The 24,188-nt window shown below is 72.4% G+C and carries 22 protein-coding genes; 5 read left to right on the top strand and 17 right to left on the bottom strand.

Annotated features, from left to right (window positions below; genetic code table 11):
* Window positions 1-466: 466 nt before the first annotated feature.
* The gene (locus QQM67_RS29660; RefSeq protein ID WP_314178317.1) at window positions 467-970 is read left to right on the top strand and encodes a hypothetical protein; all 504 of its coding nucleotides are present in this window, start codon (window positions 467-469) and stop codon (window positions 968-970) included.
* Here QQM67_RS29660 and QQM67_RS29655 read toward each other — a convergent pair.
* The 9 genes from QQM67_RS29655 to QQM67_RS29615 all read right to left on the bottom strand — a co-directional run bounded on the left by QQM67_RS29655 (window position 949) and on the right by QQM67_RS29615 (window position 8,812).
* The gene (locus QQM67_RS29655; protein WP_314178386.1) at window positions 949-1,281 is read right to left on the bottom strand and encodes a histone-like nucleoid-structuring protein Lsr2; all 333 of its coding nucleotides are present in this window, start codon (window positions 1,279-1,281) and stop codon (window positions 949-951) included. The genes QQM67_RS29660 and QQM67_RS29655 overlap by 22 nt on opposite strands.
* 191 nt (window positions 1,282-1,472) lie before the next feature.
* Window positions 1,473-2,000, bottom strand: coding sequence for an amino-acid N-acetyltransferase (locus QQM67_RS29650; protein WP_314178314.1), 528 nt, complete (start codon window positions 1,998-2,000; stop codon window positions 1,473-1,475).
* A gap of 199 nt (window positions 2,001-2,199) precedes the next feature.
* A complete protein-coding gene (locus QQM67_RS29645) occupies window positions 2,200-2,607 on the bottom strand; it encodes a BlaI/MecI/CopY family transcriptional regulator (RefSeq protein WP_314178313.1) in 408 nt (135 codons plus the stop codon).
* Window positions 2,608-2,658: 51 nt separating this feature from the next.
* Complete coding sequence (locus QQM67_RS29640) at window positions 2,659-2,829, bottom strand: hypothetical protein (protein WP_314178311.1); 171 nt, start codon at window positions 2,827-2,829, stop codon at window positions 2,659-2,661.
* Window positions 2,830-2,930: 101 nt separating this feature from the next.
* Entirely contained in the window at window positions 2,931-3,728 is a 798-nt protein-coding gene (locus tag QQM67_RS29635; protein WP_314178309.1) for a type III pantothenate kinase, read from the bottom strand.
* Window positions 3,728-4,888: a carboxylating nicotinate-nucleotide diphosphorylase gene (nadC, locus tag QQM67_RS29630; protein WP_314178307.1), complete on the bottom strand. Its 1,161-nt coding sequence runs from the start codon at window positions 4,886-4,888 to the stop codon at window positions 3,728-3,730. The genes QQM67_RS29635 and nadC overlap by 1 nt, the downstream gene beginning before the upstream one ends.
* Complete coding sequence (locus QQM67_RS29625; RefSeq protein ID WP_314178304.1) at window positions 4,885-6,795, bottom strand: L-aspartate oxidase; 1,911 nt, start codon at window positions 6,793-6,795, stop codon at window positions 4,885-4,887. The genes nadC and QQM67_RS29625 overlap by 4 nt, the downstream gene beginning before the upstream one ends.
* Window positions 6,792-7,859 (bottom strand): pantoate--beta-alanine ligase, encoded by a 1,068-nt coding sequence (gene panC, locus QQM67_RS29620; RefSeq protein ID WP_314178303.1) that lies wholly within the window; start codon window positions 7,857-7,859, stop codon window positions 6,792-6,794. Before panC ends, QQM67_RS29625 begins: the two co-directional genes overlap by 4 nt.
* The gene (locus QQM67_RS29615; RefSeq protein ID WP_399067906.1) at window positions 7,859-8,812 is read right to left on the bottom strand and encodes a DUF2520 domain-containing protein; all 954 of its coding nucleotides are present in this window, start codon (window positions 8,810-8,812) and stop codon (window positions 7,859-7,861) included. Before QQM67_RS29615 ends, panC begins: the two co-directional genes overlap by 1 nt.
* 292 nt (window positions 8,813-9,104) lie before the next feature.
* Between QQM67_RS29615 and QQM67_RS29610 the strand changes: the two genes are divergently transcribed.
* Complete coding sequence (locus QQM67_RS29610; protein ID WP_314178301.1) at window positions 9,105-10,262, top strand: threonine aldolase family protein; 1,158 nt, start codon at window positions 9,105-9,107, stop codon at window positions 10,260-10,262.
* A gap of 11 nt (window positions 10,263-10,273) precedes the next feature.
* On the opposite strand, the gene QQM67_RS29605 is transcribed toward QQM67_RS29610, so the two are convergent.
* Both QQM67_RS29605 and QQM67_RS29600 read right to left on the bottom strand, forming a co-directional pair.
* Entirely contained in the window at window positions 10,274-11,002 is a 729-nt protein-coding gene (locus QQM67_RS29605) for a response regulator transcription factor (protein ID WP_314178299.1), read from the bottom strand.
* 61 nt (window positions 11,003-11,063) lie between these two features.
* Window positions 11,064-12,329: a sensor histidine kinase gene (locus QQM67_RS29600; RefSeq protein ID WP_314178298.1), complete on the bottom strand. Its 1,266-nt coding sequence runs from the start codon at window positions 12,327-12,329 to the stop codon at window positions 11,064-11,066.
* Between the two features lie 121 nt (window positions 12,330-12,450).
* Here QQM67_RS29600 and QQM67_RS29595 point away from each other — a divergent pair, with 121 nt between their 5' ends.
* Window positions 12,451-13,620, top strand: coding sequence for an SAM-dependent methyltransferase (locus tag QQM67_RS29595; RefSeq protein ID WP_314178297.1), 1,170 nt, complete (start codon window positions 12,451-12,453; stop codon window positions 13,618-13,620).
* A gap of 10 nt (window positions 13,621-13,630) precedes the next feature.
* Here the strand turns inward: QQM67_RS29595 and QQM67_RS29590 are convergent, their stop codons facing one another.
* Both QQM67_RS29590 and QQM67_RS29585 read right to left on the bottom strand, forming a co-directional pair.
* Complete coding sequence (locus QQM67_RS29590) at window positions 13,631-15,175, bottom strand: PH domain-containing protein (RefSeq protein WP_399067921.1); 1,545 nt, start codon at window positions 15,173-15,175, stop codon at window positions 13,631-13,633.
* A 5-nt stretch (window positions 15,176-15,180) separates the two neighbouring features.
* Entirely contained in the window at window positions 15,181-15,603 is a 423-nt protein-coding gene (locus QQM67_RS29585; RefSeq protein ID WP_314178381.1) for a PH domain-containing protein, read from the bottom strand.
* A gap of 360 nt (window positions 15,604-15,963) precedes the next feature.
* Between QQM67_RS29585 and QQM67_RS29580 the strand changes: the two genes are divergently transcribed.
* Entirely contained in the window at window positions 15,964-17,157 is a 1,194-nt protein-coding gene (locus QQM67_RS29580) for an NADH-quinone oxidoreductase subunit D (protein WP_314178294.1), read from the top strand.
* A gap of 103 nt (window positions 17,158-17,260) precedes the next feature.
* Here the strand turns inward: QQM67_RS29580 and QQM67_RS29575 are convergent, their stop codons facing one another.
* From QQM67_RS29575 to QQM67_RS29560, 4 genes are all read right to left on the bottom strand, one after another.
* Window positions 17,261-19,459: a hypothetical protein gene (locus QQM67_RS29575; RefSeq protein ID WP_314178292.1), complete on the bottom strand. Its 2,199-nt coding sequence runs from the start codon at window positions 19,457-19,459 to the stop codon at window positions 17,261-17,263.
* Between the two features lie 417 nt (window positions 19,460-19,876).
* Window positions 19,877-20,851 (bottom strand): ABC transporter substrate-binding protein, encoded by a 975-nt coding sequence (locus QQM67_RS29570; protein WP_314178290.1) that lies wholly within the window; start codon window positions 20,849-20,851, stop codon window positions 19,877-19,879.
* A 95-nt stretch (window positions 20,852-20,946) separates the two neighbouring features.
* Entirely contained in the window at window positions 20,947-21,771 is an 825-nt protein-coding gene (locus QQM67_RS29565; RefSeq protein ID WP_314178288.1) for an ABC transporter permease, read from the bottom strand.
* A 2-nt stretch (window positions 21,772-21,773) separates the two neighbouring features.
* Entirely contained in the window at window positions 21,774-22,574 is an 801-nt protein-coding gene (locus QQM67_RS29560) for an ABC transporter permease (protein WP_314178379.1), read from the bottom strand.
* Window positions 22,575-22,930: 356 nt separating this feature from the next.
* Between QQM67_RS29560 and QQM67_RS29555 the strand changes: the two genes are divergently transcribed.
* Entirely contained in the window at window positions 22,931-24,169 is a 1,239-nt protein-coding gene (locus tag QQM67_RS29555) for an ABC transporter ATP-binding protein (RefSeq protein ID WP_314178286.1), read from the top strand.
* The last annotated feature ends 19 nt before the right edge of the window (window positions 24,170-24,188 follow it).

Raw genomic sequence — 24,188 nt, 5'->3', positions numbered from 1 at the left:
TCCGGCCCGGCTGCGCCGACGGCCGGCCACGCTCCCGTGGGAAGCACAGACGGGCTCCTTCCCCGAACAGCCGACAACAGTTCCAACCCGATGGTGCGAGACGATGTTCCCGCAGGCCAGGCGTATCCACCCTGATTCACTACGCCCACGGCGAACGGCTCTTGGCCGAAACGCCACCGGCTCGCCGTCATCGTCCTTCACACCCCCGTGTCACCAGGTCTTTGTGCTGATGTCCGGCCTGAAGCAGGCAGGACCGACCTCAGAACCTTCTTACCCGCTCGTACTGACACTCCATGCCGGGATTGTCGGAGTCCGCTGAAGGCATCCGCTCTGGGCGAACAGCCTTGCACCTGGCGCTTCTCACGGGGATCACGCTGCGCATACGAACGGACACACAGCGGAGCGAAAAGTGTAGCGGGAGGTCAACGCCGCGTAACCCGGCGGAGGTTCGTCAGTTGCTCCCGGCGTGAGCCTCGCGATTCCACCGCCGCGGGCGTCCGCCGCCGCGGGCGCCCCGCCGGGAGCGCGCGAGCGCGCCCGGGAAGCGGGAGAGGCCGGCAAGATCGGGACGGCCGGTGAGGCCGTCGAGCCCGCCCGCGGGTACGACGCGCTCGTGCTGGCCGCGGATGCCGGCCTGGCGCTGCTGCGGCGCCCCGGTGTGCACACGGGGCCCGTCGCCTTCGACGGGAAGAGCGGAAGCGTCCAGCTGCTCGTTCCGGAAGGCAGCGCCGAAGAATTGCCGGGACTGCTGGAGTGGCTCGAATGGGGCGGTATCGAGCTGGGACTTACGGGCCGAGCCGCTTACGACCCTCGGGAGGCCGCCGTATGGCTGCGGCCTCCCGAGCCGGGGCGTGAGGCGGATCGCGTCGATCTCGTACGGCTGGTCAGCGCTGCGGCGACGGAATGCCACCGGGCACGGCTGCGAAGCACCGCACGTATGTCCCGGGATCAGCCGTTGGCCTTCTCGTAAGCCTCTCGGATATTGGCCGGAACGCGGCCTCGGTCGTTGACCTCGTATCCCTGTTCCTTGGCCCAGGCGCGGATCTTCGCGGTGTCCTGACCGCTGCCGCCGCCGGAGGCGCGGCCCTTTCCGCGCGCCGAACGGCCACCGGTGCGGCGACCACCCTTCACATACGGCTCGAGCACCGTACGGAGCTTGTCCGCATTAGAGGTGGAGAGGTCGATCTCGTAGGTCTTCCCGTCCAGAGCGAACGTCACTGTCTCGTCCGCCTCGCCCCCCTCGAGGTCGTCGACCAGAAGAACCTGAACCTTCTGCGCCACCGCATACTCCCATTCGTCATCGATAACTCGATTACTGATACTGACGAAGAAAGCAAACCGCTTTTCGGGGAGAAACACAAACCCTCAGTTGAGTTTGTACGGTCCACCGGCGGGATTGGTGGGATCTTTCGGACAAAGCGCCTCACTCATCGCGAGGACGAGTGAGCCCCGTGCGGTCACCGTGCAGTCACTCAGAGATGCAGAAGCATGCGGCTGTTGCCCAAGGTGTTCGGCTTCACTCGTTCGAGACCGAGGAACTCTGCCACGCCCTCGTCAAAGGAACGCAGCAGTTCGCTGTAGACATCGCCGTCCACCGGAGTCTCGCCGATCTCGGTGAAGCCGTGCCTGGTGAAGAAGTCCACTTCGAAGGTGAGACAGAAAATGCGCCGCACACCCAGCCACCGTGCGGTGTTCAGGAGCTTCTCCAGCAGGAGATGGCCGACGCCGGTGCCCTTGAGCGCCGGATCGACGGCAAGCGTCCTGACCTCGGCCAAGTCCTCCCACATCACATGGAGAGCGCCGCAGGCGACGACCTCCGCGTCGTGGTCCCGTTCCGCGACCCAGAACTCCTGAATGTCCTCGTAAAGCGTGACGGTGGCTTTGTCGAGCAGGATGCGGTCGCGCGAGTAGACATCGATGAGACGGCGCACAGCGCGCACATCTGTCGTACGTGCACGGCGAACGGTGACTTCTGATACGGCCGGGGATGCTGACGCCATGAACGGGACGCTATCGCCCTTGCCGAACGCGGCCTTCTCCGGGTCCGCGCCCGTTACCGCCGCCTTCCGGCGCCCTTCAGTACGGCTTCCGCACGGCTTCAGTACGGCTTGCGGCGCGGGTTCCGTTGTGCCGAGTTCGGATCGTCCGCGCCTTCGGCGCCTTCGGCGGGTTCACGGCGACTTCGGCTCGTACAGCCGGCTAGTGGCTCTCGCGCGGCGCTCTCTCGGGAGCTTCAACGTGCACATCGTTGAGCTGCACGACGCGCAACGCGTCGCGTACGGCATCGAGCTGTTCCGGAGTCATCCGGCCGAAGAACTCCACGAGAGCGGCAGCGGCGTTGTCACTCGACGCCCAGGCCTCGTTCATCAGTGCGGCCGAGTACGCGGCACGCGTCGAGACCGGCTCATATCGATAGGCACGGCCTTCTTGGCGTCTGGTCAGCCAGCCCTTCTGATGAAGGTTGTCCATTACCGTCATGACCGTCGTGTAGGCGATGGACCGGTCGTCCCGCAGATCCTCGAGGACTTCCCGCACCGTGACCGGACGGTTCCACCGCCATACCCGCGTCATGACGGTGTCTTCCAACTCTCCCAATGGCCGAGGCACGCCGTGAATAATAGTCGGAGATGTCCCGAATACCGCAGGGGAGAGCCCGGATCAGCTCTCTTTCTTCTGCTGCACGCTCTCGGCGCGGGCGAAGGCGGCGTCCACGGCGGCGTCTTCCTTGGCCTTGTTCGCGCCGCCCTGGCTCTTCACGATCGTCACGATGAGAGCGGTGAATGCCACCGCCATCACGACCGGCGGGGTCAGTGCCGCGATGTAGTCCATGCCTTTCTGCCTCCTTCAGAACAGGCTTCCAGCCTACGGCAGGGGCTCACGGCGCCCGCTCGCGGCCACGGGCGGGGACGCGCGCGTGCGAGCGCTCACGCTTACGTACGGCTGACGTTGCGTTCGTAGACGAGGCGGAGGCCGATCAGCGTCAGCCACGGCTCGTGCTCGTCGATCGCCGAGGCCTCGCCCAGCACCATCGGGGCGAGCCCGCCGGTCGCTATGACCGTCACTTCGTCCGGATCGTCGGTGAGTTCGCGTGCGATGCGGTCGACGACGCCGTCGACCTGCCCGGCGAATCCGTAGAGGATGCCGGACTGCATGGCCTCGACGGTGTTCTTGCCGATGACGCTGCGGGGCCGGGCCAGCTCGATCTTGCGCAGCTGCGCGCCGCGGACGCCGAGCGCGTCGACGGAGATCTCGATGCCGGGGGCGATGACGCCGCCGACGTACTCGCCGCGCGCCGAGACCGCGTCGAAAGTGGTGGCTGTGCCGAAGTCGACGACGATGCACGGACCGCCGTACAGCTCCACCGCCGCCAGGGCGTTGATGATGCGGTCGGCGCCGACTTCCTTGGGGTTGTCCATGAGGATCGGCACGCCCGTCTTCACGCCCGGCTCGACGAGCACGGCCGGGATGTCGCCGTAGTAGCGGCGCGTCACCTCGCGCAGCTCGTGCAGCACGGACGGGACGGTCGAGCAGATGGCGATCCCCTCGACGCTGTCGCCGAGTTCCTCGCCGAGCAGGGGGTGCATGCCCATCAGACCCTGGAGCAGCACGGCCAGTTCGTCCGCTGTGCGGCGGGCGTCCGTGGAGATGCGCCAGTGCTCGATGATCTCCTCGCCGTCGAAGAGGCCGAGGACGGTGTGGGTGTTCCCGACGTCGATCGTCAGCAGCATCAGTCATCCACCTCTTCGCGGTTACGGGCGGTCGCGTCGGTGTTGTCCGTGCCGTCGGCGCCGTCCGTGTCCCGGAGGTCCAGGCCGATGTCGAGTATCGGGGAGGAGTGCGTGAGCGCTCCGACGGAGAGGAAGTCGACGCCGGTCGCGGCGTAGTCCGCGGCGTTCTCCAGGGTGAGCCGCCCCGAGGACTCCAGCTGCGCGCGGCCCGCGACGAGGGCGACGGCGGCCGCCGTCTCGTCCGGCGTGAAGTTGTCCAGCAGGATCAGGTCGGCGCCCTCGGCGAGCACCGGCTCGATCTGGTCGAGACGGTCGACCTCGACCTCGATCGGCACGTCGGGGAACTCGGCCCGTACGAGTCTGAACGCCTCGGCCACGCCGCCCGCCGCGACGACGTGGTTGTCCTTGATCAGGGCCGCGTCGGAGAGGGAGAAGCGGTGGTTGGTGCCGCCGCCGCAGCGCACCGCGTACTTCTCCAGGGCGCGCAGACCGGGCGTCGTCTTACGGGTGTCCCGTACGCGCGTCTCCGCGTGCGTACCGGAGTCGGCGGCGGTGGCGGCGCGCAGGACCTCGTCCGCCCAGCAACGGGTCGCGGTGGCGATCCCGGAGAGGCGGCACAGCAGGTTGAGGGCGCTGCGCTCGGCGGTGAGCAGGTCGCGGGTGCGCGTGCTCACGGTCAGCAGCCGCTGGCCCGCCTCGACGTGGTCGCCGTCCTGTACGTGGCGCTCCACCTCGAACTCGTCCGTGCAGACGACCGACAGGACGGCCTCGGCGACGTGCAGCCCGGCGACCGTGCCGTCCTGCCGTGCGGTGAAGTCCCCTGTGGAGACGGCGTGTTCGGGGATGGTGGCGACGGTCGTGACATCGACCCCGTGGTCGAGGTCCTCCTCGATGGCGAGGTGCGCGATGTCCTCGACCTGTACGGGGTCGAGGCCCGCGTCCGCCAGCAGCCGCGCGAGGTCGGGGTCGAGGCCGCAGTCCAGCGGGTCCATGTCCCATGCGTCCCCGTCCGCGCCCTCTCCGCCGCAGCCGCATGCGTCGCCGCAGCCGCCGCCGGACTGGGCGGTCGCGGCCGTGGCCGGGCCGCCGATCTGGAGCAGGGGCACGTCGACGGGCTCGGGGCGTCGCTCCTCCGGGGAGTCCGGGAAGGGGCTGGTCACGGCTTCTCCGTAGGGGTGTGTGGTGGCGGGGCCTGGGGAGCCTGCGAGCGGCCCGGAGCCTCGCGGAGCTCCGGGTGGGGTGCCGTCGTCGGCGGGAACGCTGTCGTGGGGGTCGTACGGACGTCGAGACTACGGCCCGTCCCGGGCAGGGCGACGACGAGGTGGCGTCGCCAGGCGTCGTCGTCCCTGCCGGGGTGGTCCTCGCGCCAGTGGCAGCCGCGGGTCTCCTCGCGGCGCAGGGCAGCCGCGACGAGGACGCGGGCGACGAGGTGGAGGTTGGCGGTCTCCCAAGTCTCCACGCCGGGATCGGCGGGCTTGTGCGCCGTCTCGGCCGGGAGCGCGTCGAGGCGGGCCGCGGCCTCGGCGAGGCTCGCGGCGGAGCGGAGGACGCCGGCGCCGCCGCTCATGATGCGCTGGATGTCCGTACGGGCCTCCGCGGGGAGCAGCGGCGTGACGTCGGCCGCCCCGGCTCCGGTCACGGCTTCGGTTCCGGTCACGGCTTCGGTTCCGGTCACGGCCTCGGCTCCGTGCCCCGAGGAAGTGGCGTCTCCGGATGCCGGTGCGGCCGGCGGGCTCCCCGCGCCCCGCGCGATCGCCTCCGCGATCCGCTCGGCGAACACCAGGCCTTCCAGCAGGCTGTTGGAGGCGAGCCGGTTCGCGCCGTGCACGCCGGTGCAGGCGACCTCGCCGCACGCGTAGAGGCCGGGCACTGTCGTACGGCCGTGCAGATCCGTGCGTACGCCGCCGCTCGCGTAGTGCGCCGCGGGCGCCACGGGCACGACCTCGGTGACGGGGTCGATGCCCTGTGCGCGGCAGGCCGCGAGGATCGTGGGGAAGCGGGACTCCCACATGGCGGCGCCGAAGTGGCGGGCGTCCAGATACATGTGCTCGGAGCCGGGCTCCGCGCCCAGCTCGGCGGCCCGCCGCACGATCGCCTTGGCCACGATGTCGCGGGGGGCCAGCTCGGCCAGCTCGTGCTGCCCGGCCATGAAGCGGACGCCGTCGGCGTCCACGAGATGGGCGCCCTCGCCCCGTACGGCCTCCGAGATCAGCGGCTGCTGGCCCTCGGCACCGGCCCCGAGGAAGAGCGCGGTCGGGTGGAACTGCACGAACTCCAGGTCGCTGACCTCGGCACCGGCGCGCAGCGCGAGCGCGACCCCGTCGCCGGTGGAGACGGGCGGGTTGGTCGTGGCCGAGAAGACCTGGCCCATGCCGCCCGTGGCGAGCACGACCGCCGGGGCGTGCACCGCGCCGACTCCGTCGTGCTGGCCCTCGCCCATGACGTGCAGCGTGACGCCGGCCGCCGCGCCCTCGGGTGTCTTGAGGAGGTCGAGGACGAGCGCGTTCTCGACCGTGCGGAGGCCGCCGCGGCCGCCGTGCCCGTCCCGTACGGCGTCGAGGAGCGCGCGGGAGATCTCCGCGCCGGTCGCGTCGCCGCCCGCGTGCGCGATGCGGCGGCGGTGGTGGCCGCCCTCCCGGGTCAGCTCGATCTCGCCGGTGCCGGGGTCGGCGTCGAAGCGGGCGCCGGTCCCGATGAGGCGGCGCACCGCCGCGGGTCCCTCGGTCACCAGCGTGCGGACGGCCTCCTCGTCGCAGAGGCCCGCGCCCGCGACGAGGGTGTCGTCGAGGTGCTGTTCGGGGCTGTCGCCCTCGCCGAGGGCCGCCGCTATGCCGCCCTGCGCCCAGCGCGTGGAGCCGTCGTCGAGACGTGCCTTGGTGACGACGACCGTACGGAGTCCGGCGGCGTCGCAGCGCAGCGCGGCGGTCAGCCCGGCGACGCCGGAGCCGACGACCACGACGTCCGCGTCGATGCGCCAGCCGGGGGCGGGCGCGCGGAGCGGGGCCGTGCCGGCGGCGGATATGGGGGTGCCCGCCTGGTCCACTTCCGCCCCGCCAGCTCCCGTCATCGCGGTGCTCCGAGCGGGAGGGGGATGTTGTCGATGAGTCTCGTGGCGCCGACGCGGGCCGCGACGGCGAGCACGGCCTCGCTCGCCCGCGCTCCCGCTCCGGACTCCCCCGCGGGCCCCGTGAGTTCGGTGAAGTCGGCGGGATCGACCAGCGCCAAGTAGTCGACCCTCAGCGGGGGTTCGTAGCGGGCGGCGGCGTCAAGGACGGCGCGCGCCGCCGCGAGCGCGGCGTCCTGGCCGCCCGGCAGCGCGTCCCGCGCGGCGAACAGCGCACGGGAGAGGGCCAGTGCGCTCTCCCGTTCCTCGGGCGAGAGGTAGCGGTTGCGGCTGGAGAGGGCAAGGCCGTCGGGTTCGCGGACGGTCGGCACGGCGACGATCTCCACGGGGAAGTTCAGATCGGTCACCATCCGCCGGATCAGGGCCAGTTGCTGGGCGTCCTTCTGCCCGAACAGCGAGACGTCCGGTGCGGTGATGTGCAGCAGCTTCGCGACGACCGTGAGCACGCCGTCGAAGTGGCCCGGCCTGTAGGCCCCTTCGAAGCGGTCGCCCATCGGTCCGGCCGCGACGCGGACCTGCGGCCCGTCGTGCGCCTGGCTCTGCCCCCGGCCCTGCCCCGCGCTCTCGTGCCCTTGCCGGGCGGTCTCGGGGTAGACCTCCTCGACGGACGGCGCGAACACCACGTCCGCGCTCGCCTCTTCGGCCACGGCCAGGTCGGCATCGAGCGTACGGGGATAGCGGTCGAGGTCCTCGGACGGGCCGAACTGGAGCGGATTGACGAAGACCGTGACGACGACCTGCCCGTGCCGCCCCACGAGCTCACGGGCCGTGCGGATGAGCGAGGCGTGCCCGGCGTGCAGGGCGCCCATCGTCATGACGACGGCCCGCCGTCCGTGTGCGGTCCCTTGGGGCGTCTCACCGCCGAATCCTGGTTCCGTGGCGCGCAGTTCGGCCGCCGTACGGACAAGTCGTATGCGCCGCGGGCGCGTTCGGACGGCGCCGTCGCTCTCCGCGCGGGCGGTGTCCGGCGACGCGGCCGCCTGTGCGTTCTCCGCCGTGCCGCTCATCAGCTCCGGCCCCCTTCGGACAGTACGTCGAGGAGTTCCTCGGCGAGTTCGGGCTTGAGGAGACCGTGGTCGATCGCGCGGTCAGCCGTCGCGCGCGCCATCGCCAGATAGCTCGCGACCATGCGGGGCGCGTGCTCGCCGAGTTCGGCCAGGTGCGCGGAGACGGTGCCCGCGTCGCCGCGCGCCACCGGGCCGGTCAGGGCGGCGTCGCCGGAGCGCAGGCTGTTGTCGAGCGCGGCGCCGAGCAGCGGCCCGAGCATCTTCTGGGGCGCCTCGACTCCGGAGGCGCGCAGCAGGTCCATGGACTGGGACACGAGCGTCACGAGGTGGTTGGCGCCGATCGCGAGCGCCGCGTGGTACAGCGGACGCGCCTCTTCCGGGATCCACTCGGGCTCGCCGCCCATCTCGATGACGAGGGCCTGCGCGGCGAGCCGCAGCTCCTCGGGCGCCGTGACCCCGAACGAGCAACCGGCCAGGCGCTGTACGTCGACGGGCGTGCCCGTGAACGTCATCACGGGATGCAGCGCGAGCGGCAACGCGCCCGCGCGCAGGGCCGGTTCGAGCACGCGCGTGCCGTACCGGCCGGAGGTGTGGGCGATGAGCTGCCCGCTGCGCACGGCACCGGTCGCGGCAAGCCCCGCGATCAGCTCGGGCAGCACGTCGTCCGGCACCGTGAGCAGCACGAGGTCGGCCTGCGCCAGCACCTGGGGCGGGTCGACGAGCGGCACGCCGGGCAGCAGTTCCGCGGCGCGGCGGCGCGAGTCCTCGGAGACGCCGGAGGCGGCGACGGGACGGTGCCCGGCCTGCCGCAGCGCGGCGCCGAGGGCGGGGCCCACGCGGCCGGTGCCGACGACGCCCACGCAGAGGCGTGCGGGCCGGTCCGCCGCCCGGCCGTGGCCGCCCTGGCCTTGGCCGGAGTCGTCCGGGGGTTGGGCTGGGTGCTGATCGTTCACGGCGTGGCGGCCTTCCGTAATCCGTTCCGGTCCTCGCCGGGTACCGGACGTCCTGCGGGCCATGCTATTCCTTCGCGTCCGGCACCCGGACCGCGCGGGGCGCACACCGCCGGCGGGCGGCAGCGCGACGGTGCGCGAGGTCCATGCTTCACACCGGGTTCGTGCCGCACGCGGGGAGGAGCTGGGGAGGAGGACCGGGCCGGGTCCGCCCGGCATCCTCGCCCGGCGGCAAGGCGGCAAGGCGGCAAGGCGGCCTGGCGGCACGCGCCGCCGCCGCGCGAGGATGCCGGGCATGACCGAGTCGGAGCAGGACGAGCGCGCGCGGCTGCTGCGCGCGTGGGCCGGTGCCGAGCGCAGGCTCGCGGAGATCCCCGGCCGCGAGCCCATCGGGGAGCGGCTGGCGCGGCTGGCCGAGGAGGGCGCCGGGGCGTACGAACTCACCGACTGGACCGACCAGTACGGCAACGAGGACGGCATCCTCGGCGAGCTGGAGCGCCGCACGGCCGCCGCCCTCGGCACGGAGGCGGCCGCCTTCTTCCCCACAGGCACGATGGCCCAGCAGACGGCCCTGCGCTGCTGGGCCGGGCGCACGGGCAACGACACCGTCGCCGTACATCCGATGGCGCACCCGGTGCGCTGGGAGCGCGACGCGCTGCGGCAGCTCGCCGGTCTGCGCGTGGTCCACCCGACGGACGCGCCGAGGCTCCCGACCGCCCGTGAAGTACGGGACTTGTCCGAGCCGTTCGGCACCCTCGCGCTCGAACTGCCGCTGCGCGAGGCCGGGTTCGTGCTGCCGTTTTGGGACGAGCTGACGGAGACCGTGGCCGCGGCGCGCGACCGCGAGGCCGTCGTGCACGTCGACGGCGCCCGACTCTGGGAGTGCACCACGCACTTCGGCCGCTCCCTGCCCGAGATCGCCTCGCTCGCCGACACCGTGTACGTGAGCTTCTACAAGTCGCTCGGCGGTCTCTCCGGAGCCGCCCTCGCCGGGCCGGAGCCGGTCGTCCAGGAGGCGGCGGCATGGCGTCACCGCTACGGGGGTCTGCCCTTCCAGCAGTGGCCCGCCGCGCTGGCCGCGCTGGTGGGGCTTGAGCGCGAACTGCCGCGCCTGCCCGGGTACGTGGCGCACGCGAGGGTCGTCGCGGAGGCGCTGCGGGAGGCGCTGGCGCAGTCGGACGTGCCGTGGTGGACGGTGTGGCCGCGCGCACCGCACACGCACCAGTTCCAGGTCTGGCTGCCGTACGGCGCGCGGGAGTTGACCGAGGCGGGCGCGCGGCAGGCGGACGAGACGGGGACGCTGCTCTTCAGGCGCTGGTCCGAGCCCCCGGGCGCGCCGCCCGGGCTGTCGATGCACGAGGTGACGGTCTCCGCGCCGGGGCTGTCGTGGTCCGCGGAGGACGTACGGGAGGCGGTCGCGGGCTTCCTCGGCTTCCTGAACTCCCCGCGGTAGCGGGCGGAGCGCTAGCGCGAAGGGCCGCCGGTGCCGCTTCCCGTACCGGTCCCGGTTCCGGGGCCGCCGCCGGCGCGCACCAGCCGCGTCTCGTACGCGAGGACTACCGCCTGCACGCGGTCGCGCAGTTCGAGCTTCGCGAGGATGCGGCCCACGTGGGTCTTCACCGTCGCCTCGGAGAGCACGAGTTCCGCGGCGATCTCGCCGTTCGAGAGCCCCTGCGCGACGAGCGTCAGCACCTCGCGCTCGCGCTCGGTCAGCCGCTCCAGGCCGCGCGAGAGGGGCTCCGGCGTGGTCGCGGGAAGCACCGTCGAGAAGCGGTCGATGAGGCGGCGCGTGGTGCTCGGCGCGACCACGGCGTCCCCGCTGTGCACGGCGCGTATCGCGGCGAGCAGGTCGCCGGGGGGCACGTCCTTGAGCATGAACCCGCTGGCACCGGCCTTCAGCGCGGAGAAGGCGTACTCGTCGAGGTCGAAGGTCGTGAGGATCAGCACCTTCGGCGAACCGGCGCCGCCCTCGCCGCCGGAGCAGATGCGGCGCGTGGCCTCCACGCCGTCGACGTTCGGCATCCGTACGTCCATCAGCACGACGTCCACCGCCGTCGAACGCAGCTGTGCGACGGCCTCGGCGCCGTCCCCCGCCTCGGCGACGACCTCCATGTCGTCCTGCGCCGCGAGCACCATCCGGAATCCCGTGCGCAGCAGCACCTGGTCGTCGACGAGCATCACGCGGATCGTCATCGGGGCCCCTTCCAGGCAGACGCGGGCTCGACGGCCCGGGTGGCTCGGCCGGCGACGCGCATCAGTGGGCGGCCTTCAACGGCAGGACGGCGCTGATCCGGAAGCCGCCGCCGGGCCGCGGGCCGGTCTCCAGGCTGCCGCCGACCATGCCGACGCGTTCGCGCATTCCGATGAGCCCGTGGCCGAGGCCGTCGGTGCCGCCGTCCTCGTACAGGGCGCGCTCCGCGCCCCGCCCGTCGTCCTCGGCGAGCAGCGACAGCTCGTCGGCGTCGTAGCGCAGCCGGACGGTCGCGCCGACCTCCGGGCCGCCGTGCTTGCGGGTGTTGGTCAGCGCCTCCTGCACCACGCGGTACGCGGTGAGTTCGACGCTGCTGGGCAGTGGCCGCGGAGTCCCCTCCACCGTGAACTGCACCGCGAGCCCGGCGCCCCTGACCTGCTCTATCAGCTCCGAGAGCTGCTCGACGCCGGGCTGCGGCAGATACTCGCCGATGCCGTCCCTGCCGCTGCGGCCGTCGCCGCCACCCACGGCGCCGACGGCGGCGCCCTCGCCGGTGCGCAGCACACCGAGCAGCCGGCGCATCTCGGCGAGCGCCTGGCGGCCCGTGCCGGAGATGGTCTCCAGGGCCTGCTTGGCCTGGTCGGGCGCGGAGTCCAGGACGTAGGCGGCGCCGTCGGCCTGCACGACCATCACCGAGACGTTGTGCGCGACGACGTCGTGCAACTCCCGGGCTATGCGTGCCCGTTCGGCCGCGGAGGCGATCTTCGTCTGTGCCTCGCGCTCCTTCTCCAGGCGGGTGGCACGCTCTTCGAGCTGTGCGTAGTACGCACGGCGGGTGCGCAGCGAGTCGCCCAGCACCCAGGCGAGGACGAACGTCACGGTCATGAAGACGTCGCCGAGGATCGCACCGGCGGGGCTCTGGTTCTCGTTCGGCCAGCGCAGCGCGGCGATGGTCGGCGCGAGGAGCGCGCCGCAGAGGGCGAACCGCGACGCCCAGCGGATGTTGCGGGAGGCAACGGTGAAGACGATCACCAGCATGGCGAAGTTGCTGGGCCCTATGTCGACGTGCGTGACGACCTGGGCCACGCCCGTGCCCGTGGCAAGGACGAGCATCTTCTCCGGCACCTTGCGGCGCAGGGCCACCACCGTGCACATCGCCAGCACGATGGGGACCGCGGCTATCTGCTCCTCGGGCCCCTGCGGCAGCCCCGACTGATCGCTCTGCACGCTGGAGACGAGCCACACCGCCGACATCATCAGCAGCAGGACAGCCCACCAGCTGTCCACCCAGGTGGGATGCCGGCGGATGAAATCGTAAATGCGGTTCACATAACCCAGCGTATTCAGGGCGCGCACGTGCCGGGGTCAGCCCGCGGGCCGATCCCTGAGCGCCCGCATACTCCGCAAGGTGGAGGAAGTCCGTCCGCACCGCTCGCCTAACGTGGCCCGCGTGGAGACACCGGACACCGAGGCCGACGGCCCATGGCTGCCATGGCGGACGGCCGCTGAGCGTGCGTTGTACGGGGTGGCGGGAGCGGACGGGGCTGCTGGTGCGGCCAAGCTGGAGGACGGCTCCGGCGGCGGCTTCTTTCTGCGCGAGGCGCCCGCGGCCCACTTCCGTACGTCCGTGCACGCCTCGCCGCTCTTCGCGGTCGCGGTAGCGCGCCTGCTGCGGCACGTCGACGACGCCCTCGGTCATCCGGAGCGGCTCGCCATGGTGGACGTGGGCGCGGGCCGGGGCGAGCTGCTCGGCGGCGTACTGAAGGCGCTGCCCGAGGACGTCGCGACCCGCGTGCGCCCGTACGCGGTGGAGCACGCGCCGAGGCCCGAGGGCCTGGACGAGCGCATCGTCTGGTCGCACCGGCTGCCCGATCCGGCGGAGCGGACGGGCCTGCTCTTCGCGAACGAATGGCTCGACAACGTGCCCCTCGACGTCGCCGAGACCGGCCCGGACGGAACGCCCCGCACCGTGCTCGTACGGGCGTCGGACGGTGCCGAGCGGCTCGGCCCTCCCGTGCACGGCGCGGACGCCGAGTGGCTGGAGCGCTGGTGGCCGCTCGCGCGCAAGGAGGGGCCCGGCGACGGCCCCGGCCGCGGGGACCCCGGCGTCCTTCGTGAGGACGACGGCCCGGAGCCGGGGCTGCGCGCCGAGATCGGACGGCCCCGCGACGAGGCGTGGGCCGCAGCCGTACGGACCCTCACACGCGGTCTCGCCGTAGCCGTCGACTACGCGCACTTCCGCGAGGACCGCCCGCTCTTCGGCACGCTCACCGGCTTTCTCGACGGCCGCGAGGTGCCTCCCGTACCGGACGGCAGCCGCGACCTCACAGCGCACGTCGCGATCGACGCGTGCGCGGCGGCGGGTGCGCGGGCCGCCGCGGAGGCGGCAGGGGCCGCGGGGGCCGCGCCCCCGACCGTGCGCTCCCAGCGCGACGCCCTCCACAGCCTGGGGACCGACGGCACCCGCCCCCCGCTCTCACTCGCTTCAAGCGATCCGCCCGCCTACGTACGGCAGTTGGCCACCGCCACCGAAGCCGCCGAACTGACCGGCACCGCAGGGCTGGGCGCCTTCAGCTGGCTCGTCCAGCCCGTCGGCGACGTCCCGTCACCCTTCGCCTGACCGGCGCTCGTCACGCGGAGGGCGGGGTCTGCGAGCCGCCGGCGGCCGCGTCGCCGGGCTCCGCTCCACCGCCCGTCATCCAGCGCTCCGGACGCGCCTCCCGGCGCCCCGTACGCGAGCGCTCCGCCTGAGCGTGCACCAGAGCCCGCGCCTCCTCGGCGTCGCGCAGCCGGGCCGCGGTCCAGCCGTTCGCCCCGTGGTCGACGGCGACGTCGGCCAGGCGCATCCTGCGCTGCCACGGCCCCTGCGAGAGGCGCACGCTCTGAACCTTGGCGTGCGGTACGAGCGTGACGCGGCGTGCGACCAGTCCGCTGCGGGTGACGAACACGGCGGCGGTCGACCCGTACCCGTAACCGCGCCACAGCACCGGCACGCACCAGCGTGCCCGGCGCGGTACGGGAGCGGCCACGTCCGCCGCCGCGGCGAGATCGGTGCCGGGCAGTATGCGCGCGAGGACGCCGGCCGCCTCGGCCCGGGGGGCGACCGGGATCAGCACCCCGCCCTTGTCCTTCCCCGCGCCCGCGATCTCCAGCTCGACGCGCACCCAGCCGCGGCGGCGCCACAGCAGCGGTTCGCTGATCCGCACGGACTGCACACGTCCCGGCGGAACGGTGGCGTGGTCGCGGTCCAGCAGGCCGTGGTCGAGGCGCAGGCCGTCGGGCGACTCGGCCACCGTCCAGTCGTACTCCTTGAGGAAGCGCCCGCCCGTGCTCGCCCAGACTCCGCCCAGGGCGGGCACGAGGGCCGCGAGGGCGCCCAGGATGCTGTCGCTCGCGAGGTAGACGACGGCGGGGACGAGGAGGGTCGCGAGCAGCGCGCCCCAGCCCGTGCCCATCAGCAGGAGCCCCGTGACGAGCGTGCGCATGTCCACGCGCAGCAGCTCGCGGGCCGGAGCCTCACCCGCCTCCGGTGCGGCCTCGGGGGCGATGCCCGCGGCTCGGGCGAGGAGTTCGGCGCGGAGGGCGACGGCCTCGCGCTCGCCGAGGAAGGCCAGTTCGTCCTTGGCCTCGGTGCCGACGACGTCCAGCTTGAGCTTGGCGACCCCGGCGACGCGGGCGAGCAGCGGCCTGCTCACATCGACGGCCTGAACCCGGTCGAGCCGTATGTGCGCGGTACGCCGGAAGACCAGGCCGGTGCGGATGCGCAGCTCGGTGTCGGTGACGAGGTAGCTCGTGAACCACCAGGAGAAGAAGCCGTACGCGGCCGCCACCGGCAGCAGCACCCCGAAGGCTGCGAGCAGCCAGCCGGTCGTGAGATGTGTGAACCACTCCCGGGTGCGCTCGAAGTCGTGCACGGAGAAGGCGACCAGCCCGGCGACGGGCGCCCACGCTCGCCGCCACGGCGTGACGGGGTGCAGCCGCTTGCCCTCGCTCCGGGCGGGAGACGGGCCACCGGGCGCCGCCCCGGGAGTTCCGGGCCGGGCTTCGGGCCCGGCGCTCGCCCGTTCCTTTCCGGCGGCCGGCGCCGGGCCGGTCGCGGCCGGCCCGCTCGCGACCGGCCCGGAGCCGGGGCCGGGGCCCGCCGCCGTCCCGTCGTCCTCCGTACTCCCGCGCACCTCGCTCACAGCCCTGCCGACCTCGCGCCGCCGAGCTCCGTGAGCCTGTCGCGCAGACGCTCCGCCTCGTCCGGTGCGAGCCCGGGGATCTCGGCGTCGGTCGTCGCCGCGGCCGTGTGCAGCTGGACCCGCGCGAGCCCGTAACGCCGCTCCAGCGGCCCCGAAGTGACCTCGACGAGCTGCATGCGTCCGTACGGCACGACCGTCAGTTCGCGCCAGAGCACCCCGCGGCTGATGAGCAGGTCGTCGGCGCGCTCGGCATACCGCCACGAGCGCCAGTTGCGCTCCAGCGCACCCCAGCCCCAGGCCGCCGCGGCGAGCGGCAGCAGGGCGAAGGCGGCCCACGCCGGGCCCGCGGTCAGCCAGAGGACCACGGCCGTCGCGGCGGCGAGCGGCAGCAGCGTGCAGAGCAGCACAAGGCGGCGCATGCCCAGCAGCGAGCGCTCGACGCCGTTCCAGCGCTCGGGCTCGTTCTCCGGCGCGGCTTCCGGCGCGGTCTGCGGCTCCGGCCGCTCCGCGTCCGGGCGCTCTGCGAAGGCCCCGGCTCCGGTCTCGGCTCCGGTCTCGGCTCCGGTCGCCGCCTCTGAGGACGCGGCCTCCGAGTGGGCTCCGGCCTCGGCTCCCCGCCCCTTCTCCGCGTCGGACCTGCCCGTCCCCGTCGTCATGCCGCCACCCTACGGCCGGTCACGCGCCTCCGGGCGGGCTCGGCGAGAGTCATCGCAGTCGCCGCGGTCCCGGCATCCACCGCCGCCGGACGCCCCCGCGGGAACGGGTGCGAGACTGAGCCCATGAGTCAGCGGACGATGACGGACGGCTCCCCCGTCGCACCGGGCGGCCCCGGTGAGCAGACCACGGTCGGCATCGGCGGCGCCGCGGAGAGCTCCGACATGGTGCTCAACATCGGCCCCCAGCACCCCTCCACGCACGGCGTGCTGCGGCTGCGGCTCGTCCTCGACGGCGAGCTGATCAGCCAGGTGGAGCCCGTCGTGGGCTATATGCACCGGGGTGCGGAGAAGCTCTTCGAGGCCCGCGACTACCGGCAGATCATCGTCCTCGCCAACCGCCACGACTGGCTGTCCGCGTTCTCCAACGAACTCGGAGTCGTGCTCGCCGTCGAGCGCATGCTCGGCATGGAGGTCCCCGAGCGCGCCGTGTGGACGCGGACGCTGCTCGCCGAACTCAACCGCGTGCTCAACCACTTGATGTTCCTCGGCTCCTATCCGCTCGAACTCGGCGGCATCACGCCCGTCTTCCACGCGTTCCGCGAACGCGAGGAGCTCCAGCACGTGATGGAGGAGATCTCCGGCGGCCGGATGCACTACATGTTCAACCGCGTCGGAGGCCTCAAGGAAGATCTCCCCGCGGGCTGGCAGGGCCGGGCGAGGCAGGCCGTCTCGGACGTACGGTCACGAATGGACACCTTCGACCGGCTGGTCACGGGCAACGAGATCTTCCGCGGCCGTACGCGCGGCGTGGGCGTCCTCGATCAGGCGACCGTGCACGCGTACGGGGTCAGCGGCCCCATCGCCCGCGCCTCCGGCGTCGACTTCGACCTCCGCCGCGACGAGCCGTATCTGGCGTACGGGGATCTCCAGGACACCCTCAGGGTCGTCACACGGACCGAGGGCGACTGTCTCGCCCGCTTCGAGGTGCTGCTGGAGCAGGTGCACAACTCCCTCGACCTGGCCGACGCCTGCCTCGACCGGCTCGCCCAACTGCCGCCCGGGCCCGTCAACCAGCGGCTGCCGAAGGTGCTCAAGGCGCCGGAGGGCGCGACGTACGCGTGGACCGAGAACCCCCTCGGGCTCAACGGCTACTACCTCGTCTCCAAGGGCGAGAAGACCCCGTACCGGCTCAAGCTCCGCTCGGCCTCGTTCAACAACATCCAGGCGCTGACGGAACTGCTGCCGGGGACGCTGGTCGCCGACATGGTGGCCATCCTGGGGTCGTTCTTCTTCGTGGTCGGCGACATCGACAAGTAGCGCACGGCACGCGGGTGCTGGACGGCCTCCGGCACTACGGCACACGGCAGTACGGGGGACGGGGACGGAGTACGAAGAAGCGCGGGCCCGGCCCCGCGGCCCGTCAGCCGGCGTTGCGCACGCCGGTGTCGGACCGCGGCTTGGAGCCCGGCGACGTCCGCGGCTTGGGCGCGGAGTGCCGGGAGTTCGCCCCCGGGCCCGACCCGGACTCCGGCTCCGAGTTCTTCCCGGACTCCGGCTCGGCGGCCTCCCCGGACTTGGCGGAGGGCTCGGCCTTCGTGTCCGACTCGGCCTTGGTGTCCGACTGGGCCTTCGTGTCCGGTTCGGTCTGCGTGTCCGGCTTCGTCTCTGCCTCGGTCTTCGTCTCGGACTTTGAGTCCGGCTCGGTCTTCGTCTCCGGCTCGGACTTCGTCTCCGATTGCGGCTTTGAGTCCGGCTGGGGCTTCGCGTCCGGCTCGGTCTTTGACTCCGGCTTCGGCTCCGACTCCCGCGCCCCGGGCTTCCGTTCGGCGGACGGTCCGGCCTTCTTCTCGGGCTCCGGCTCCTGCTTGGCGTCGGGTTCCGGCTTGGAGCCGGAGGCGGACTGCTCGGGCTTGCCGGACGGTTCGGGCTTCTTAGCCGGTGCCGACGCCTCGGCCTTCGTGGAGTCCTTGGCGGAGTCCGTCGACGGCTCCTTGCCGGGCTCCGAACGGGCCTCGCTCACAGGGGACTTGGAGTCCGTGCCGGTACCGGCACGCTTGGCGTCCACGGCACCGCTCCCGGACGACGACCCGGCGGACTCCCCGCCCGCAGGGTCGTCACGCCTGGCATGTCTGCCGGAACGGCTCGGCACCTCGGCGGTCGTCGAGCCGGAACGGGCCTCCGGAACGTCGCGCCCGGAAGGCATCCGTGAAGAGGAGACTCCGGAACCCGCCTTCGCCACGGGCTCGTTCGGCTTCTCCTGGTCCTTCGGCTTCTCGCCGTCCTTCGACTGCTTCTCGCCGTCCGGCTTCTTCTCGTCCTCGGGCTTCTCCGAGCCCTTGGGCCCGTCCGCGGCAGGCGCCTTCTCCGGCTCCTTCGCCGAGTCCCGACCCGCGGGCGGCGAAGCCTGCGGGCTGAGGGAGCCGTACCCGGGGGCGTACTGCGAGCCCGGTCCCTTCGCGCCGCCGGTGCCACCCGCGCCGCTCGCCCCGCCCGCATCACTCGTACCGTTCGTACCGTTCGTGCCGGGCTGCGCGCCCGCACGGTCCGGTTCGGCCTGCGTGGCGCGGCCGTTCAGCGTGGATTCCGCCGCACCCGGCTCGCGCGCCTCCGTGGTCTCGCGGGTCTCCTCCGCCGTGCCGTGCTCCCCGAGTTCCCCACGCTCCTCGCGTGCTTCACGCGCCTGGCGCGCCTCACGGTCCTCGCGCCGCTCGAACAGCTCGGACGCCTCGCGCGGTTCGCGTGCCCTCGTCGGTACGGACGACGCCGATGCGCCCTGCGGAACCGGCGGCCTCTTCGCACGCCGCTTCGGCTTGCCCATGCTCCCGGTGCCGAAGAAGTCGAACTTGCCGGTCTCCGGTTCGGCGGGCCGTCGCTCCTCGAGAGCCGGCCGCGCCGGCTCCGGCGCCGCCTGCCGCGCGGCCTCCCGCTCGCGCTCACGCTCGCGTTCGCGCACCTCGCGCTCCTTGCGGAGCGCCTCCTGCCGGGCCTCTTCGCGCTCCTGCTCTTCCCGTTCCTGCTTCCGCGCGACGTTCCTGCTGAGGTTGCGCAGCGCCTCGTTCGCCTGGAGATACGTCAACGGGGTCGGCGCACCCGACGGATGACGGTGGTCCGTGGCCGACACGGTCAGCGCCTTCGTCGGCTCGCCGGACTCGAGCTCCAGCTGGCGCCGCCCCTCCAGGGCGCTCGCCCGCTCCGTCTCGGCGTGTGCGTAACGGCGGAGCAGAGCCGCGTGTTCGCTGCGCAGCCGCGCAAGTTCGGAGCGCTTGTCCCGCAGCCTGCCCCGGGTCTTCTCGCGCGCCTGGCGGGCCTCTTCGAGCTCGCTCTCCAGCTCGGCCTGCCGCTCCTCCGAGCGCCACTCCGTACTCGCCTGCTTGGCCTTCAACTCGCCGACCCGTTTGCCCGCTGCGCGGTCCCAGACCCTCAGCAGTACGGCGCCGGCCACGGCAGCTGCGGCAGCACCGGCCGAACAGACGCGAAGCAGCACCGTGTCCGTGTCACCGACACCGGCTTCACCGAACAGCCAGGCGCCTCCCGCGCAGAGCAGCGCGGCCACCGCGACGGTTACCGGGCCGAGCACCCGGTGCAGTGGCTGCGAATGGCGATGACGTCCACGAGGCATGGCCTGGAATGTACCTTGCGAGACTGCGATCAGGCACCGGACAAGGGTCATTGTTACGCCGCCACAACCCGGGGCTGTCCTCTTTCGCCGCCGCTGTCCGCTTCTGGAATTCCTCCCTCCGAAAGACCGCGCCCGCCGGCCCCGAGACCGCTCTGCGACGCCTCACCGGCCGTCCCGGAACGCCCCGTTCGGGACCCGCCGAAGAGCCCCCGAGGGGGACCCGGACCACGACTCGAACCGGGCCTCCGAACCGGCCTCTGACCGGACCGCGAACCGGACCCCGGACCACGATCGGCCGGGCCGGGCCGAGACGCCTCACGGACGGTCCCGTAAGACGCCTCGACGCGGGCTCCTGGACGTTCGGAGCAGGCTCCGGCCCCTCCGGCCGCTCCCGGCCCGTCAAGACTTCCTAGACCCTCACAGCAGGTCCTTGGACTTGAGATACTCCTCGGCGACGTCCTTCGGCTTCTGCCGCTCGGCGTCCACCTTCCTGTTGAGGTCCGCCAGGTCCTCGGTCGTGAGCACCTTCGTCAGCTTGTCCAGCGCCGCGGAGACCTTCTCGCCGCCCGCCTTCTTCGCGTTGACGACGGGCAGCACGTTGTCGGCGTTCTGGAGTCCCTTGTCGTCCTCCAGGAGCACCAGCCCGAAGTCCTCCAGAGTGGCGTCGGTCGTGGTCGTCAGCACCAACTGGTCGGTGCCGTCCTTCACGGCCTCCTTCGCCTGGGTCGTACCGACGCCCTTGGGGTCGATGCCGGTGACGTCGATGTCGTACGTCTTCTCCAGACCGGGACGGCAGAAGGGCCGCTCCTCGCACTCGTCGCTCGCCGCGAGCTTGACCTTCTCGCCCGACTTCCCGAGATCCGAGAGGGTCTTGAGCTTGTGCTTCTTCGCGAAGTCCTCGGTGACGGCGAACGCGTTCTGGTCGACGGCCTTGCCGGCGGGCAGCACCTCCAGGCCGCGGGGCTTCGCGAGCTTCTCCAGCGCGGCGACCGTCTCGTCGACGTCGTTGGAGGCCACGGGCTTCGCCTTGGGCCCCTTCTCCTTCGCGTTGAGGAACTCGGCGAGCGTCGCCGCGTACTCCGGTACGACGTCGATCTCGCCCTTCTCCAGGGCCGGTTCGTACAGCTCGCGGTTCTTCAGCTTGCTGATCGAGGTGCTGTAGCCGGCCTTCGTCAGCAGTTTCGAGTAGAGCTCCGCCATCACCTGCGACTCGGTGAACCCGGCCGAGCCGACCACGAGTTCGCCCTTGGAGCCGCCGTCCGCGGATCCGCCGCCCTCCTTCTCCAGGCTGTCGCCGCCGCACGCGGTGAGCGACGCGGCCAGTACGGCGGCGGCGCCCGCCGCGAGCAGGGCGCGTGCCCTGCGCGGGTTCCGGTCTGCTGCCTCGTTCATGATGTCCACCGTTCGTCGGGGGTACGGGTGTACGCGTTATGGGGGGCACCCGAGGCATCGGAACCCCAGGCCAGGGTGTGTTCGTGTGTCTGCGGTCAGGACGTCGGCTGCGCGGGAATCACCTTTTCATCGAAGCCCGGGGCCGTCGAAGGGGTATGCGAACCGGGCTCCGGGTCCCCGGACTTGCCGGAACCTCCGGGCCTTCCCGGCCTTCCCGGCCTTCCGGGTCTCGCGCCCTGCGGCAGTCCACTGCCGCCGCGGCCGCGCATGGGGTCGAGCAGCCGCTGGGCCACTACGAGCACCCCCTCCACCAGCAGCGCGAGCAGCGCGACGAGCGCCGCGCCCGCGACGACCTGCGGAGTGTCGTACGTTCCGAAGCCGGCGGTGATGATCCGGCCGAGCCCGCCGCCGCCCGGCAGCGCGGCCAGGGTCGCGGTCGCCACGACCTGTACGGCGGCCGATCTCACTCCCGTCATGATCAGCGGGAAGGCGAGCGGCACTTCGACACGGGCCAGCAACTGCCGTCCGGACATGCCCATTCCGCGTGCCGCCTCCACCACGTCGCGATCGGCCTCGCGCACGCCTACGTAGGCGTTGGTCAGCAGCGGCGGGATCGCGAAGAGCACCAGCGCGATGATCGTCGGCAGGTCGCCCTGCTTGCCCAGCGGGCTCAGCGTCAGCAGTACGAGCACCGCGAAAGTGGGCACCGCACGGCCCGCGTTGGAGATGTTCACCGCGAGCGCCCCACCGCGGCCCACGTGCCCGAGCCACAGCGCGACGGGCAGCGCCACGGCGCACGCGACACCGAGACAGACCACCGTCAGATAGAGGTGCTGGACGAGCCGGTGCGTCACGCCGTCGCCGCCGGCCCAGTTGGCGCCCGTGCTCAGCCACGCGAGCGCGTCCACGAAGAAGTCCACCGTCACGCCCCCTTGCCGGCCGGCTCGGGCACCCCGCGGACGCCGCTGCCCGGACCGTCCGCGCCGTCCGCCGCGTCCGCACCCCCAGAGTGCGAGCGCCCCGTGCCCCGGCCGCGCCCTCGCGTACGGGCCCACGGCGTGAGCACCCGCTGCAACCCGAGCAGCAGCACGTCGGCCACCACCGCGAGCAGAACGCAGATCACCGACGCCGTCAGCACCTGCGCCCTGAAGAAGCTGTCCATGCCGTCGTAGATGAGGTTGCCGAGACCGCCGAACCCGACGATCGCCCCGACCGTCGTCAGCGCCACCGCCGAGACCGTCGCGATGCGCACCCCCGCCATCAACGCGGGCAGTGCGAGCGGAAGTTCGACGCCGAAGAGCAGCCGGTACGGGCCGTAGCCCATGCCGCGCGCCGCCTCACGGGCCTCCTCCGGCACCGATTCGAGACCGGCCAGGATGTTCCGCACGAGCACGGTCAGCGAGTAGAGCACGAGCCCCGTCACCACCACCGCCGCACCGACCCCGAAGAGCGGGAGCAGCAGCGCGTACATCGCCAGGGACGGCACCGTGTAGAGCACCGTGGTCAGCCCGAGCACGGGCCCGTGGGCGCGCTGCCAGCGGCGCGCGGCGAGCGCCAGGGGGAAGGCGACCAGGAGCGCGAGGAGCACCGACGCGGCGGTGATCCAGACGTGCTCCACGGTGGCGTCCGTCAGCTCCTGCCCGCGCGTACTCACGTACTTGGCGCAGATCCAGTCGTTCGCGGAGAGGCAGTCGCCTCCGGCCCTCGCCGCTCCGCCGGCCACGCCTCCGGCCCAGGCCGCCACGTGCTCGACCCCGTGCAATCCGCTCACCCCCTCAGCCCGCTGGCTCCGCTCGCTGCGCCTGCCGCGGCCCGGTCACGCCGGGCACTTCCGTCACACGGCGCGTCCAGTGCGCCGTAAGCATGCCGGGAGACCTTACAGTCCGCTACCGACAGCGGCCCCGAACTGCCACACTCCTGCAACACAGACTTCATCCGGCCAACGGAAGAATGCCGTCGGAGACGACGGCACACAGAGCAGACGCACGGACAAAGGCAGCGCAGAGCGCGCAGACCAGCGCAGACCAGATCCGGCGCCCACGACGGCGGCGCCCGAGCCGAGCGACGAGAATGAGACCGATGATCCGCTTCGAGAACGTCACAAAGCGCTACCCGGACGGCACCACGGCCGTGCACGAGCTGTCGCTGGAGGTGGCGCGGGGCGAACTCGTCACCCTCGTCGGCCCGTCCGGCTGCGGCAAGACGACGACGATGAAGATGGTCAACAAGCTCATCGAGCCGACGTCCGGACGGATCCTGCTCGACGGCGAGGACATCTCCGCGGTCGACCCCGTCGAACTGCGCCGCCGCATCGGCTACGTCATCCAGCAGGTCGGTCTCTTCCCGCACAAGACGGTGCTCGACAACACCGCCACCGTCCCCTTCCTGCTGGGCTGGTCGAAGGCCGACCGCCGCAAGCGCGCGGCCGAACTGCTGGAACTGGTGGGCCTGGACCCCGCCCGCTACGGCGACCGCTACCCGGACCAGCTCAGCGGCGGCCAGCGCCAGCGCGTCGGCGTCGCCCGCGCGCTCGCCGCGGACCCGCCGGTGCTGCTCATGGACGAGCCGTTCGGCGCCGTCGACCCGGTGGTCCGCGAACACCTCCAGAACGAGTTCCTGAAGCTCCAGTCCACGCTCCACAAGACGGTGCTCTTCGTCACGCACGACATCGAGGAGGCCGTGCGGCTCGGCGACCGCATCGCGGTGTACGGGGACGGCCGCATCGAGCAGTTCGACCCCCCGGCGAAGGTGCTGGGCGCACCGGCCACGCCGTACGTCGCAGACTTCGTGGGCGCCGACCGCGGTCTGAAGCGGCTCTCGGTCACCCCGATCGAGCGCGGCGACCTGGAGGAGCCGCCGGTCGTGCACCTCGACGACCCGATCGACAAGGCCCGTGCCCGCATGCGCAGCCAGGGCGCGCGCTGGGCCGTGGTGCTGGACGACGCGGACGAACTGCACGGATGGCTCGCCGCCGACGCGCTCGGAGCCGGCAGCGGCACCGACGGCTCCACCGGCGAGGGCACCGGCGCCACCGTCACGCAGGGCGTCAAGGAGGCCGAGAAGAGCGCACCGGCGACCGTCGCGGACCACGCCCGCCGCATGGAGGCGTGGCTGCCGCTCGGCTCGCCTCTGAAGCAGGCGTTCAGCAGCATGCTCCAGCACGACGCGGGGTGGATCGCGGTACTGGACGACGCGGACCGCTTCGTCGGCGTACTGACGCCCGGCAGCCTCCACGAGGCGCTGCGGCGCTCGATCGACGCCGACGAACGCGACGTGAGCCGCGACGAAGTGGAGCTGGAGACGGTCGCCGACGCGTGACGAGGCACGCGCGCCCGCG

This window comes from Streptomyces winkii, assembly GCF_032248595.1.
Taxonomy (GTDB): domain Bacteria; phylum Actinomycetota; class Actinomycetes; order Streptomycetales; family Streptomycetaceae; genus Streptomyces; species Streptomyces winkii.
The sequence above is the reverse complement of the archived record's forward strand: the minus strand, read 5'-3'. Positions and strand labels throughout refer to the sequence as shown.